Origin of the sequence: Clostridium collagenovorans DSM 3089 (genome assembly GCF_900130005.1) — a bacterium.
Taxonomy (GTDB): Bacteria; Bacillota; Clostridia; order Clostridiales; family Clostridiaceae; genus Clostridium_D; species Clostridium_D collagenovorans.
The window spans coordinates 13,951-29,083 of record NZ_FQXP01000011.1 but is presented as its reverse complement, the minus strand read 5'-3'; the positions used below and the strand labels follow the sequence as shown (position 1 = coordinate 29,083).

Annotated in this window: 11 protein-coding genes and 1 pseudogene; 11 read left to right on the top strand and 1 reads right to left on the bottom strand. The window is 28.5% G+C overall.

Translation table 11 applies throughout. The annotated features are described in order from the left end of the window. The first annotated feature begins 2 nt into the window (after window positions 1–2). From BUA48_RS12695 to BUA48_RS12670, 6 genes and pseudogenes are all read left to right on the top strand, one after another. On the top strand, window positions 3–1,943 hold the full coding sequence (locus BUA48_RS12695; RefSeq protein WP_072832444.1) for a magnesium chelatase subunit D family protein: 1,941 nt from the start codon (window positions 3–5) through the stop codon (window positions 1,941–1,943). A gap of 385 nt (window positions 1,944–2,328) precedes the next feature. Then, the gene (gene mgtE / locus BUA48_RS12690) at window positions 2,329–3,672 is read left to right on the top strand and encodes a magnesium transporter (protein ID WP_072832443.1); all 1,344 of its coding nucleotides are present in this window, start codon (window positions 2,329–2,331) and stop codon (window positions 3,670–3,672) included. 239 nt (window positions 3,673–3,911) lie between these two features. Further along, entirely contained in the window at window positions 3,912–4,670 is a 759-nt protein-coding gene (locus tag BUA48_RS12685) for a Cys-Gln thioester bond-forming surface protein (protein WP_072832442.1), read from the top strand. Then, window positions 4,671–4,814: pseudogene (locus BUA48_RS15850) on the top strand (preQ(1) synthase); the annotation flags it as partial. It lies immediately after the preceding gene. Between the two features lie 247 nt (window positions 4,815–5,061). Then, the gene (locus BUA48_RS12675; protein ID WP_072832441.1) at window positions 5,062–6,426 is read left to right on the top strand and encodes an MATE family efflux transporter; all 1,365 of its coding nucleotides are present in this window, start codon (window positions 5,062–5,064) and stop codon (window positions 6,424–6,426) included. Between the two features lie 204 nt (window positions 6,427–6,630). Then, a complete protein-coding gene (locus tag BUA48_RS12670) occupies window positions 6,631–8,397 on the top strand; it encodes an NTP transferase domain-containing protein (RefSeq protein WP_072832440.1) in 1,767 nt (588 codons plus the stop codon). A 135-nt stretch (window positions 8,398–8,532) separates the two neighbouring features. On the opposite strand, the gene BUA48_RS12665 is transcribed toward BUA48_RS12670, so the two are convergent. Next, window positions 8,533–9,222 (bottom strand): cyclic nucleotide-binding domain-containing protein, encoded by a 690-nt coding sequence (locus BUA48_RS12665; protein WP_072832439.1) that lies wholly within the window; start codon window positions 9,220–9,222, stop codon window positions 8,533–8,535. 188 nt (window positions 9,223–9,410) lie between these two features. Here BUA48_RS12665 and BUA48_RS12660 point away from each other — a divergent pair, with 188 nt between their 5' ends. The 5 genes from BUA48_RS12660 (at window position 9,411) to BUA48_RS12640 (ending at window position 15,067) form a co-directional block, all read left to right on the top strand. Beyond that, window positions 9,411–9,833, top strand: a complete 423-nt coding sequence (locus BUA48_RS12660; RefSeq protein WP_072832438.1) for a DMT family transporter — start codon at window positions 9,411–9,413, stop codon at window positions 9,831–9,833. A 13-nt stretch (window positions 9,834–9,846) separates the two neighbouring features. Then, window positions 9,847–10,287: a DMT family transporter gene (locus BUA48_RS12655; protein WP_072832437.1), complete on the top strand. Its 441-nt coding sequence runs from the start codon at window positions 9,847–9,849 to the stop codon at window positions 10,285–10,287. Between the two features lie 411 nt (window positions 10,288–10,698). Next, entirely contained in the window at window positions 10,699–11,406 is a 708-nt protein-coding gene (locus BUA48_RS12650; RefSeq protein WP_072832436.1) for an ABC transporter ATP-binding protein, read from the top strand. Window position 11,407: 1 nt separating this feature from the next. Then, the gene (locus BUA48_RS12645) at window positions 11,408–13,939 is read left to right on the top strand and encodes an ABC transporter permease (protein WP_072832435.1); all 2,532 of its coding nucleotides are present in this window, start codon (window positions 11,408–11,410) and stop codon (window positions 13,937–13,939) included. Window positions 13,940–14,359: 420 nt separating this feature from the next. After that, a complete protein-coding gene (locus BUA48_RS12640; protein WP_072832434.1) occupies window positions 14,360–15,067 on the top strand; it encodes an ABC transporter ATP-binding protein in 708 nt (235 codons plus the stop codon). Window positions 15,068–15,133: the final 66 nt, after the last annotated feature.

The following is a 15,133-nucleotide window of genomic DNA, read 5'->3' as shown; positions in this document are numbered from 1 at the left end:
ATATGAAAAAAAATAGTGTATTTCCTTTTGTAGCAATTATTGGTCAAGAAAAACTAAAAAGAGCTTTAATTTTAAATATAGTAAATCCTAAGATTGGTGGAGTTCTGATTTTTGGAGAAAAGGGAACGGCTAAGTCTACAGCAGTAAGGGGCATTGAGAAAATAGTAGCTGATATAAAAGTTATAGATTTACCTCTGAATGTAACAGAAGATAGGCTTATAGGTGGTATAAATATTGAAAGTGCCATAAGTAAAGGAATCAAGGAATTAGAAGGTGGAATTTTAAAAAGAGCTAACAATAACATTCTTTATGTAGATGAAGTAAATCTTTTGAGTGAGCATATAGTAAATTGTATTTTAGGAGCTTCAGGAGTGAATAAAATAGAAAGAGAAGGTCTATCAGAGGAACATGATTGCCAATTTATCTTAGTTGGAACTATGAATCCAGAAGAGGGAGCTTTAAGAGCTCAATTTCTTGATAGATTTGGACTATATGTAGAAGTTAAAGGATGTAATAAGGCTTTAGAAAGAGTAGAAATAGTAAAAAGAAGGTTAGCCTATGAAAAAAATCCTATTGAATATGAGAGATTATGGGATGATGAAGAGGAAATATTAAGAAGTGAAATTAATAGAGCTAAGGAATTAATGAAAAAAGTTCAAGTAAAAGAGCAAGCTATTAATTTAGCAGCTCAACTTGCTAATAGTGCCAATTGTGATGGTCATAGAGGAGAACTTGTACTTATAGAAACAGCGAAGGCTATTGCTGCTTTAGATAATAGAAACTATGTAAACTCAGAAGATTTGAAAGAAGCAGCTGAATTAGCATTACCTCATAGAATTAAGGAAGCATCGAAACAAAATAATGAGAAAAAGGATGAAAAAGACTCTGAGGAAGAATTGGAAGAAAATAATTCAGAGAAAGAAGAAAAGGGATCTGAAGAGGATGAGAATAGTTTAAGTGAAGATGCGCAAGGAGATGAGCAACAGGAAGAAGAGAAGTCCCAATTAGAAAATGAGGAAAATGAAAATCAACCTGAAGCTAATAATGAAAAAGAAGAAGAAAATCACGAGGATAGTAGTAACTTAGATGGAAATTTAAAAGAAGATATTTTTGATATAGGCAAGGTATTTAAGGTTAAAAACTTAAATATTAAAATAAAAGATAATAAAAAAAGAGAAGGCAGTGGAAAAAGAACTAAGACTAAAAGTAATACATCACAGGGCAGATATATAAAATATAAACAAAGCAAAGATAAGGTAGTAGATTTAGCTTTTGATGCAACCATAAGGTCAGCTGCAGTACATCAAAAATTTAGAAAACATAATGCTAATACTGCCATAGTTATTAAAAAAAGTGATATAAAAGAAAAGGTAAGAGAAAAGAGAACGGGTGCTACTATTTTATTTGTAGTAGATGCTAGTAGTTCTATGGGAGCTAATAAAAGAATGACAGCTGTAAAAGGTGCTATTATGTCCTTATTAACAGATGCATATGAAAAAAGAGATAAAGTAGGAATGATAGCTTTTAGAAAAGATAAAGCAGAGGTCTTATTAAATGTAACTAGAAGTGTAGAGTTAGCTCAAAAACAACTGAAATCTATGCCTACTGGTGGAAAAACTCCATTAGGTTATGGAATACAAAAGGCTTATGAAGTATTTAAAGCCTGTGAAAAGAAAGATAAAGATATAGTACCTGTAATGGTTTTAGTTTCTGATGGAAGAGTTAATTATCATGGAAATTCTAAGGAGCCACTAGAGGAAACATTGAAGATTGCCAAGGAAATAGGAGAAAAAAATATTCAAAGTATAGTGATAGATTGTGAACAAAGCTTTGTTAAATTAGAATTAGCAAAAGAAATAAGTGAAGCTTTAAAAGGAGACTATTATAAAATAGATGATCTAAAAGCTGATGAAATAGCAAGTGCAGTAAGGAACTTTGTTTAAATTATTTATATATGCTATCAATTCTTTTATGAATGTAAGATTAGGTGCATTTAAAAGCGTTATTTTATCATATTCATTTATAAAATAAAGGGCTATTTTTAATATGTTAAATTTCTCAGATTACCGTTAATTAATTATGTTATACGTTTTATTGACTTATAAAAGATATGAGTATATTATAAATAGTGGAATGAATTTTTAGACTTTTAGCATAGGCTTAAAGTCTTTTTTATTTCATAGAAGTATTGAAGGGATATAGGGGGTGATATAAATGGAATCTGACGAACAGAGTTGTTTTACAAATGCAAAAAAGATAAATGCAGAAGAAGATGAAGTTTATTCACTCAGTAAGTACTTCATCCTCTGATTTAAAGGAGGATTTAATGTGAGTTTAGATTTAGAAAGAAATGAATTATTAGAAAGAATATTAAATGGAACTGATGAAGAGGTAAGCAAATTAGTAGAGGATTTGCATCCAGTAGATATATTAGATTTGCTTCATGATAACCAAGAGGAGTTTTTAGAGGTTCTAAAAAAGTTACCAGATTGGCTTATTGCAGATATAGTAGATGAAGAAAAAGATGAAGAGAAGTATGAAATTTTAAAAAAGTTTTCAGAGGCTAAGCAAAAGAAGATTTTAGAAGAAATGTCTTCTGACGAATTAACTGACCTTGTTGGAGCCTTAGACGAGGAAGAGTCTAAAAATATTTTAAAGAACATGAATGCGGAAGATAGAGAGGACGTACGTCAGCTCTTAACATACAAGCCTGACACAGCAGGTGGTATTATGGCTAAGGAGTTCTTAGCTATAAGTGAAAATCAGACTATTGAGGAAACTTTAAAATATCTTCAAAAGGAAGCTCCAGAAGCAGAAACAGCTTATTATATTTATGTTGTGGATGATAATGAGATTTTAAAGGGTGTAGTTTCCTTAAGAGATATAGTAAGTAGTAAGTTTAGTACTAAGATAGCTGATATTACTCATGAAAATGTAATTTCTGTACCGTATGATATGGACCAAGAAGAAGTTGCTCAAAAATTCACTAAGTATGGATTTTTAACAATGCCTGTTGTAGATGAGGATAATATAATATTAGGTATTATAACTATAGATGACATTGTAGATATAATGCAAGAAGAAACTACAGAGGATATTCACCGTCTTGGAGGACTAGATGAGGAAGAAAAGGTTAATGGTTCCCTTAAAGACTCTATAAAAAGTAGATTGCCATGGTTAATAGTAAACTTGGTAACAGCAATTTTAGCAGCATCTGTTGTAGGAATATTTGAAGGAACAATAAGTCAAGTAGTTACCTTGGCTACATTTATGCCTATAGTAGCTGGAATGGGAGGAAATGCAGGAACTCAATCACTTACTATAGTTGTTCGTGGTATAGCACTTGGCGAGCTAACAGGTGAAAATGCAAAAAGAGTATTTTTAAAGGAATTATTAGTAGGATTAACTACGGGTATAGTAATTGGTGCTATTATTGCAGTTTTAGGATACATATGGGAATCAAATGTTATATTTGGAATAGTTATTGGTGTTGCAATGATATTAAATATGCTTGTTGCAACTATGTCAGGTTTCATAGTTCCAGTAATATTAAAGAAATTGAAAGTAGATCCAGCTTTAGCATCAGCGGTTTTTGTAACTACAGTTACTGATGTTTTAGGATTCTTTTTCTTCTTAGGACTTGCAACAGTATTTTTACAATATCTTATTTAAGGTCAAGTTATTTATATGATTTAAGGATAGTATAGCAATTTATATATAAAGAAAAATATCTTCTATAGAATGATTTCTATAGAAGATATTTTTTTGTTTTACGAAAATTTATTTAGAAAATATAGTTATATTTAGGGGGAATGCTTTTGTAGAAACTATGTATAATAAGAATTTATATGTATAAAACTTTATTTCCAAACTAATACTAAAGTAAAATTATATTTGGAGAGTGTATTTATATGAATAAATTAAAGCGAATAGGAACCTATTTTATTTTAGTTTTTATGGTATTGGCTATAACTTTAACAGGTAGTATAAAAACATATGCAGAGAGCAAAATACCTGATAAATTAATTGTAGATATTCAACATCAAAGTATGGGAAAGTTATATTATGATGACTTTTCTATCAGTGCTAATAAAATAGTATCAAATATAGGTATAGGATATTGCTTAGAAATTGATAAGGATTACCCTCATGGACAGGAGTTTAGGTTAAAGGGCGATTGCAGTGAAGCAATTAGAAATATATTAATTGCAGGATATCCTAATAAATCTGCACAGGAATTAAATTTAGATTCTGAAAAGGACGCATATTTTGCTACTCAAGTTGCAATATGGAGTGTTATAGAAGGCTATGATGTAAATAGATTTAGAGGTGGAAGTGACAAGTTATTGAGAGCAATTAAAGAGATTTATAGTAGCAGTCAAAAATCAAATAGAGGAAAGCTAGTGTATGAAGCTAAGGAATACTATACAAATGAGGATACTCAAGATATAGTGATGCTATTTAAATCAGAGGATTTTGGAGTACCAATACCACCAATAGAGCCACAACCACCAGTAGAACCTCAAAAACCAGAACCACCAGTAGAGCCAGAGACACCAAAGGAACCACTACCTCAAACAGGAGTTGAGGATAATATAGGCTTTATAGTAATAGGGTTAGGTGCAATTTTAACAGGAATATATTTAAATATACATAAAAGGGAAGCGTAGATATTTAGTGAATTTACTCCAAGAGGAGGAATATAAATTGATCCATATTGTAACTATGGAAAGCCAGGTAGAAAGTGGGAAGAAGTAGCTTTTAATAGACTTGCTAATCATGATATGTACCCAGAAAAGGTAGATAACAGATAAAACTACTTATATAAAAGGCGTAGAAGTTATATTTAATGATGAAGCTAATGAAGAAAGTATAAAGCATTGTATAATAGAAACAGGATTTGAGGTTTAAAGATAATATAGAATATATATAAATATATAAAACAGGAGAAAACCATGGTTTTCTCCTGTTTATATATTTTATCTATATTACAAAGATTTATTTATTATAGTATACTTAATTTGTATAAGTAAAAAATTAAACTGGGGATGGGAGATGAACATGGAAAAGAGCCAAAGGGAATTAATGAAAAAACTGTTTTTAATTGCAATTCCAATTGCATTACAAAATCTTATTAATGTTGGAGTAAGTGTAACAGATACTTTAATGATTGGTAATATTAACGAATTACAGCTTGCTGGAATTTCACAAGCCAATCAACCATATTTTATTTTTACAACACTAATATTTGGACTAGCTTCTGGTTCCATGGTACTTAATGCTCAATATTGGGGAAATGGGGATAAGGATTCTATTAGGGCTATAATGGGACTTATCATGAGAATTGGTGTGGTAGCTGGTGCGTTAGTAGCTATTTTAGTTATTTCATTTCCGAATAAGGTACTATCAATATTTACTAATGAGGCTATGGTAATTAATTATGGAGCAGAATATATAAAAATAGTAGGATTGTCTTATGTTTTTTCTGCTTTTACAGGAGTATATTTAATGGGGCTTAGAAGTATTGAAGATGTTAAAACTTCTATGTATATATATGGTATGTCCTTTGTTTTAAATGTGATTTTAAATTATATCTTAATTTTTGGACACTTTGGAGCACCGAGATTAGAAATTAGAGGAGCAGCTTTAGCAACTCTAATAAGTAGGATTTTTGAAAGTCTCTTAGTGTTAATTTATATGTATAATTTTGAAAAAAATTTGGGATATACATTAAAAGATTTATTTCACAAAACATCTATGTACTGGAAAAAGATTACGAGGTACAGTTTACCAGTACTTTTTAGTGAGATAAATTGGGGACTGGGAATATCAGTGCAAGCAGCTATTATTGGTCATTTAGGAGCAAATGTAATTGCCGCTAATAGTTTTATAAATGTATTTCAACAGTTAGTAAGTATTGCCATTATAGGCATAGGAGCTGGATCATCTATTATAATAGGAAACTTAATTGGTAAAGGCAAAGAAAGTGAAAAGGAAGTACTAAAGTTTTCTAAGTTATTAGTAAAGATAAGTATATTAATAGGTGCAGTAATTGTATGCTTAACTATGCTTATTAGACCAATAGCACCATCATTCATTAATGCTTCACAGGAAACGGCTAAGTTAATAAAAGATATGATGTATGTATCAGCATTTTTATTATTCTTTCAATCTATCACAATTGTTACATTGGCAGGAGTGTTAAGAGGTGGCGGTGATACGATTTTCTGTGCGATTAATGATGTAATAACTTTATGGTTTTTAAAAATAGGCTTAGGAACTCTTTGTGCCTTTGTTCTAAAGTTAAACCCTGTACTTGTATATTTAATTCTATCAAGTGATGAGTTCTTCAAAGCATTAGTTACATTACCGAGACTTTGGAAAGGAAAATGGATTCACTATACTACAGTCAGTAATGAAGTTTAAAAGAATTTATATAAAAGTAATTTGCATAAGAGTGGATTTAAAGGTAGTAGAAACATAAAAAAATTATGATTTTTTTTGTATCTTATTGAAAAAAATAATAAAATATATTATTATACAAGTAATGTTCATAATATGAACTGTAAAATTAAGGATTTGGATTAAGCTAAAATTAAAAAAGTTAAGGGATGACATGGAGGAGTAACTATGATGTCTAAAAGTGAATTTGAAATACTATGTTTATTATATAAGAATTCTATAAACTGTGAGGCTGAAATATTAGAGAAAAGCAGCCTTTCATTAGAGGAAGTAAAGGAAGGAATTATAAGTTTAAGAAAGCAGTCTTTTGTAGAAGAGTTTAAAGTTACAGAAGAGGGGAAAAGTGAATTAAGCAAATATAAAGTTGATAATGCAATAATAATGGCAGCGGGCTTATCTTCTCGTTTTGCACCATTATCCTTTGAAAGTCCAAAGGGGCTTTTAGAAGTTAAAGGTGAAGTTTTAATTGAAAGACAGATAAGACAGTTAAAAGAAGCTGGAATTGATAATATAACTATAGTTGTAGGATATATGAAAGAAAAGTTTTACTATTTAAAAGATAAATTTAATGTTGAAATAGTAGTAAATGATGAATACAATAAGAGAAATAATAATTCAACACTTTATTTAGTAAAAGAAAAATTAAATAACTCATACATATGTTCATCAGATAACTATTTTACTAAAAATGTATTTGAAGACTATGTATATTCAAGTTACTATGCATCTGTATATGATGAAGGTGAAACTGAAGAGTATTGTTTGACATGCGATAAAGATGGATTAATTACAGAGGTTGCTGTAGGTGGTCATGATTCATGGGTAATGCTTGGACATGTGTATTTTTCTAAGGAGTTCTCAAAGAAGTTTGTAGATATATTAGTTAAGGAATATAATGAGCCTGGTGTAGATAAAATGCTTTGGGAAGATATCTATATTAACCATTTAAGTGAACTTCCTATGTATATTAATAAATACAATAAAGAAGATATTTTAGAATTTGATTATTTAGATGATTTAAGAGCTTTTGATAAATCTTACGTAAAGGATTCAAGATCTAAAATCATAAAAAATATATGTTCTGTTTTAAAATGCGAAGAAAAAGATGTTGAAAAAATAGTTTTAATTAAAAAGGGACTAACGAATTCATCCTTTATATTTGAAGTTAAAGGAAATAAATATGTATATCGTAATCCTGGTGTAGGAACAGAAGAAATAATTAATAGAGAAAGTGAAGCATTTTCACAAAAGGTTGCTAAGGAATTAGAGTTAGATGATACATTTATATATATGAATGCACAGGAAGGCTGGAAAGTATCTAAGTTCATAGATAACTGCGTAGATTTCGATTATAGAAATCAAGATGATGTTAAAAAAGCTATGAAATTAGTTAAGAAGCTACATGATGCATGTGTTCCTACAAAGTGGGAATTTAACATATTCAAAGAAGGCGGAAAATTATTAGATTTAGCAAGTAAAAGTGAGTCTATGCCTCACTTTGATGATACATATGATATATGTGAAAAAATAAGTAAAGTATATGATTTAACAGAAAAGGATAATGTTCCAAAGAGATTATGTCATAATGATTGCTATGATCCTAACTTCTTAACAAATGGAAAAGAGATGTATCTTATAGATTGGGAGTATTCAGGTGGTGCAGACCCAGCAAGTGATATTGGAACTTTTATTTGCTGTTCTGATTATAGTGTTGAAGAAGCAATAGAAATATTGAAAATTTATTTTGGTAGAGAATTAACTTTAGAAGAAAGACGCCATTACTTAGCTTATGTATCTATAAGTGCATATTACTGGTTTGTTTGGGCTTTATATAAAGAAAGCCTAGGTGAGGATGTAGGTGACTACTTAAAGATATGGCATGATTATGCTAATGAATATTCTGATATGGCTTTAAAGTTATATGAAGAAAAGTAATTAGGCTTAATCATATATAAAAACAAATAAAAATAATCTTTTATAAAGTTATAACATTAAAAATTACTAACAATATATTATTTTTATTAAAGAACAATATATTGTTAGTTTGTATTTTAATGGTATAGCTTTACTTTATTTATAAAGATCATTAGCTAAGGATTTTAAATCTTCGAGGTTTAGAATCCTTATTATATTTTTTTCTTTTTTTAATATGTTTTTATCACTTAGAGTTTTTATCACTCTATTTAAGTGCCTGTAGCTTGAACCTAATAATTCGGAAATATGAGTTACACCTTCAATTTCTATAATTAAAGAATCTAAGGAGGTAGAAGGCAGTATAGATAAAATATAACTAGCAAATCTATTTTCCAAAGGATATAACATGTTAATAGCACTATAGGTAGAATTATTTCTAAGTTTTTTATGTAATGAAGTTATAATAAATTTTAAGAAATTTTGATCTTCATAAGCAAATTCTTTAATTTTATCTATTGGTAGTGCTAAACATATAGATTCTTCCAAGGTAAGTACATTGCAGTCTGCAAGATTATTATCCATGAATTCGATATCTCCAATTATGGATAAGGGTTTATTAAAACATATAAGAAGAGACTTACCTGTAGACAATAAAGTATACACCTTGGCTTTTCCATGAACTAAAAAATACATATAGTGCATTTCTTCATTTATAGTTGATATTAATTCATTTTTATCAAATATATGTAGCTCACAACTTTCAATTAAATTTAAATTAAGATATTCTCTTAAAGAATATTTATCTATATAATTATTTTTTAACTTCTCATTAATTATTTTTTTCATAAAGTATTTTTAGTCATATATGTTATTAAAATATATAAATATATCACTAAGACCTCCTATTAGTAATAGCATTTTACATTTAATATTTGGAAAAGTATAATTTAATTATAGGACAAATGTCCTAGAAGTAAAAGAGTATATTTGATAAGATAAGGTTGCAATTATTAATTTACTTGGAGGAAATAAAAATGAATAGTATATTAGCTTTAATAATAGGTGCATTAATTTCTATTATGATTACTTTCAATGGAATGTTGGAAAGTAATATTGGAGCAATTAATTCGCTTATAATTATACATATAATGGGCTTGATAACTATAAGCTTATTAATGTTAATAAAAAGACAAAAGGTAAAATTAGATAAAAACATTCCTTTATACTTATTCTCAGGGGGAGCTGTTGGAGTAGCTTTAACTCTAGTTAACTTAATGACTATTGGTAAAATAGGTGTTTCATTAACAACTTCCTTAGCGGTTTTTGGACAATTAATATTTTCATCTTTAATAGACCATTATGGATTCTTTGGAATGAAAAAGTATAAATTTAATCCTAAAAAAATAATTGGATTTATAATAATAGCAATAGGATTAGTTGTAATGACTGTAGTTTAGGAGGAAGATGAAAATGATGATTATTTTAGCAATAATAGGTGGAGTCTTAACTACTTTATCTATGGTTATAAACTCTTCTCTTGGTAAAAGGATAGGTGTTTTACAAAGCACTTTAATAAATTACATAGTTGGTTTAACATTTTCGGTATTAGTATTATTAGTTGTAGGTAGTGGAATGAAGATTGGCTTTAGTGAGTTGAAAAGTATTCCATTTTATATGTTTTTGGGTGGAGTTATAGGAGTGTCAATCGTATACTCTTCTAATATAGTTATACCTAAAATTCCGGTTGTTTATAGCACGCTATTATTATTTATTGGGCAAATCGTTGCAGGAATACTAATAGATTTTATTATGATGGGTGAAATAGCAACAGGCAAAATTTTGGGAGCTGTAATAATGACTGTAGGAATACTGTATAATTCTTGGATAGATTCTAAGGATCAAAATGCATAAATTTATATTAAAGGAGATAGTTAAAAATAAACTATCTCCTTTTTAGAGTTAATAAAGTTAAATTTACTTATTTTTCAAGAGTGATTTTTCAATTATTAGTGTGTACATAAGCCAATACTAGACTACTATGTTAATTTGATTTAGGAGTTATATTGAAGATTATAAATTTTATATAAAATACCTAAAGTAAATATTGTAATTAATTTATATAAGGAGTAAGATATAGTTATAAAAATTGTAAATAATGTTATAGTTTAGGTATAACATTATTTATGTAGAATATAATTTAAACATCACATCAAATAATTCATTTCATATATAGCATTTTGAAATAGAAATTAAAAAGTAAGAAACCTTATAAACTATAAAACCTTCTAAATTTAAAATTTATAGTTATAGGAGGAAATCAAAATGAGTTTATTAGAAACATCAAAGTTAATAAAGACCTATGGATTAGTTAAGGAAACTAGGGTAGAGGCGTTAAAGTCCACAAATTTGCATATAGAACAAGGGGAATTTGTATCTATTATAGGGGCTAGTGGTTCAGGAAAAAGTACCTTATTGCATTTAATGGCAGGACTTGATACTCCATCAAGTGGAAAGGTATATATAGCTGGCAATGATATATATACAATGAATGAGAAGGAATTAGCTAAATTCAGAAGGCAAAACATAGGATTCATATTTCAATTTTTCAATTTAATACCCATTTTAACAGTTGAGGAAAATATAAAACTTCCATTAATAATGGACAAACAAAAAATAGATGAAGCATATTTTGAAGAAATTATACAAGTATTAGGGCTTCAGGATAGGAAAAAGCATTTACCAAATGAAATATCAGGAGGACAACAACAAAGAGTCGCAATAGCAAGGGCGTTAATGTCAAAGCCAAAGATAATATTTGCAGATGAGCCTACAGGAAATCTAGATAGTAAAAACACGCAGGAAGTATTAGAACTTTTAGCAAAATCAATAAAGAAATATAAGCAAACCTTAGTTATGATAACACATGATCCAGAAATAGCAAAAACAGCAGATAGAATTATAGTCTTAAAGGATGGAGTAGCATATGAAGGGGAAGAAGCCTTAAGTTCACTTACTATGGTGGAGAAGTAAGATGAAGAGCTTTTATGGTTTAATACCTCGTTACTTAATGAAGAATAAAAAGAGAAACTTATTTTTAGGACTAAGTATAATGTTTTCGGTTTTGATAATGACATCCTTTAATATATGTTTTAATGAAGCTATGGAGGATACAGTAACAAGAAATGAAAATAAAAGTTTAATTAAATATGATTTAAGGGCAGTTATTAAAGAGCAGGATAGAAATTCACTAGATGAAATAGGTAATAGTGAACTTATAGAGTCTGAAACAGAAGTTTTATACTTTGGGAAAACTAATTTTATGGACTTAAAAGAGAATATAAGATATGAGCTTAAGGTTGAGGGATATGACGATAATGTAGAAGAGTTTTTCAATATTAAATTATTAGAGGGACGATATCCTAAAGATAATAAAGAAATAGTTTTTGAAAAATGGGTATTACCTTATTTTGGTGAAAATTTATCCGTAGGAGATACTGTAAAGTTAAAACTATATATTGGGGATGAGAATAAAGAACCAGTGTATTTTGATGAAGAATATAAATTAGTAGGAATTGTAGAGAATAATACTGAGTTTAAGTTAAATGAATTTGGAGCTGAAGCATTTGTTTCTAAGGACTTTGCAGAAGAAAATAATATACAGAATCAATCAACTATTATTAAATATTATAAGGTGAAAAATGGAGAAGATATACTTACCACATATAATAAGTTAATTGCCCATATAAGTGAATCTATAAAAAATAGCGGTTATAATTCTGAAAAAAACTCTATTATGCAAAAAGTAAAACAATTAAATACTACTAAATATATTGGAAGTGTAATAATGACACTTGTATCAAGTATATTAATTTATAATATGTTTAGTGCAACTGTAGCTTTAAGAATGAAGGAATTAGGAATGCTTGAAGCTATAGGGGCAGATAAAAAGCAAATAAGTTTTCTGCTTTTAGGAGAGGCAATATTAATAGGAGTAATATTTATTTCTATAGGTATATTTTTAGGTGCAGGCTTCAATGAAGTTCTTAGTTGGTATTCATTCAAAGACACTTACAAATTTAATGGATTGAATATTACTTTATCAATAGTATTAGTGAGCATAATTTTTTCTTTTCTTCCTATGATTTGTGGAGTACTAATATGTAATGTTAAATTGAATAAAAGATCAGTAATAGAGACTATGAATTACAAAAACAGTGGAAATATAAAAAATGCAAAGGATACATCAAATATTAAGAATTCAAAGAAGTTTTATAATGATATGGCATCTAAAAATATAAAAAGGACGAAAGGTAAATTTATAAATACAGTAATTTCTTTAAGTATAACCATAATTATGTTTATGATGATTAATTATATAGTAAGTTGTGTTAATCCTATGAGTAAGGATAAAAATATAAAAAAGCCTACTTTTATTATAAGTGAATCAGGAAATGGGATTAAGGAAGAAAGCATAAATAAGATAGGTAAACTTAATGGTGTAGATAATGCATATGGAGTTGAGTCTATCTATAGTACTATTATAAAAGTTCCAGAGGATAGAATAACAATGGAAGGTAAAAGGCTAATAGAAAAGCGTAATTTAGAAATGGGGATTAAGAATGAAGGGACAGAGAATGGATATGCTTTAAGCTATGAACATTGTGGATATAGTGATGATATGATAAATCAACTCAAACCCTTTGTATTAGAAGGAAAAATTGATTTAGAGGAACTTAATAAGACTAATAAGATAGTGTTAGTTCAGAATTTAAATAACAATGATGTATCTAAATATGCTCTTGGAGATAAAATAGTAATTTCACCAAGAAAGGAGGTAATGGAGGAACTTAAAAATAGCAACGTAGAAAAAAATCAACCTAAGGGTAGGGTAGAGCCGGTGGAGTATGAGATTGCTGCTATTTTAGACCCTCAAAAATATATAGTAGATGAGATGGCAACAACAAGAGTAATTATGAGTTACAATATCTTTGAAGAAAATTATGGTAAAGGATCGATTTGTAGTGTGGAAGTTTATTTAGGGGATGATGAATATCATGATGAAGTACTAAAAGAGATAAATAATGAGTTTGACAAGAGAAATTATAGAATTATAGATAAACAAAAGGTAGAAGAAGGAATCAAAAAGGCTTCAGCTAGAATTTCTACGCTACTATATAGTTTTATAGCTATACTAGTAGTTATCAGCATTTTTAATATAATAAATATAATGTACATGAATATATCTTCTAGGAAAAAGGAAATATCCATGTTAAGAGCAATAGGCATGAGTAAAGATGAAGTTAAAGCTATGGTAGTTAAGGAAACCTTTTATTATTGTATATATGCAGCAATAATATCAATACCATTAGGAACCTTGAGTACCTATGTATTCTTCCAATTAACTAAAAGAGTATTTATTTCAGGAATGGTATGGTCTTTACCAATAGGAACAATTCTAAGTATTTTTATTGTTATGGCTTTAGTATGTTTATTTGCTAGTTTAAATGCTTGCAAGAGTGTTTTAGATGAAAGTATAGTTGAAGGAGTCAAAGCAGTAGAATAAGGAAATAAAAGGTCTCAATACAAATTTAAATATTAATTTGTGTTGAGATTTTTATTTAAAATCATGGATAGCGCATTAAATATACTTTGCGTATTTTTATAACATTATAGTAAAACATTAGAAGTTTACTAAGATATTATAGTGTAGTTATTATATTATAAAGAATATATTAGAGAAGATAAAATCTTAAATTAAAGAAGAAAATCTATTGCAATTACTTTGTATAAGATGTAACATAATATAAAATAACAATTAATTCAATATATGGTTATAAATATAATAGTGTAGAATATAATTTAAACATCACATCAAATAATTCATTTCATATATAGCATTTTGAAATAGAAATGCAAAAATAGTAACCTTATAAACTATAAAGCCTTCTAAATTTTAAATTTATAGTTATAGGAGGAAATCAAAATGAGTTTATTAGAAACATCAAAGTTAATAAAGACCTATGGATTAGTTAAAGAAACTAGGGTAGAGGCGTTAAAGTCCACAAATTTGAATATAGAACAAGGGGAATTTGTATCTATTATAGGATCAAGTGGTTCAGGAAAAAGTACCCTTTTGCATTTAATGGCAGGACTTGATACTCCATCAAGTGGCAAGGTATATATAGCTGGCAATGATATATATGCAATGAATGAGAAGGAATTAGCTAAATTCAGAAGGCAGAATATAGGATTCATATTTCAATTTTTCAATTTAATACCTATTTTAACAGTTGAGGAAAATATAAAGCTTCCATTAATAATGGACAAGCAAAAAATAGATGAGGCATATTTTGAAGAAATTATACAAGTGTTAGGTCTTGAGGATAGGAAAAAGCATTTACCAAATGAAATATCAGGAGGGCAGCAACAAAGGGTAGCAATAGCAAGAGCATTAATGTCAAAGCCAAAGATAATATTTGCAGATGAGCCTACAGGAAATCTAGATAGTAAGAACACGCAGGAAGTATTAGAACTTTTAGCCAAATCAATAAAGAAATATAACCAAACCTTAGTTATGATAACTCATGATCCAGAAATAGCAAAAACAGCAGATAGAATTATAGTTTTAAAGGATGGAGTTGCATATGAAGGGGAAGAAGCCGTAAGTTCACTTACTATGGTGGAGAAGTAAGATGAAGAGCTTTTATGGTTTAATACCTCGTTACTTAATGAAGAATAAAAAGAGAAACTTATTTTT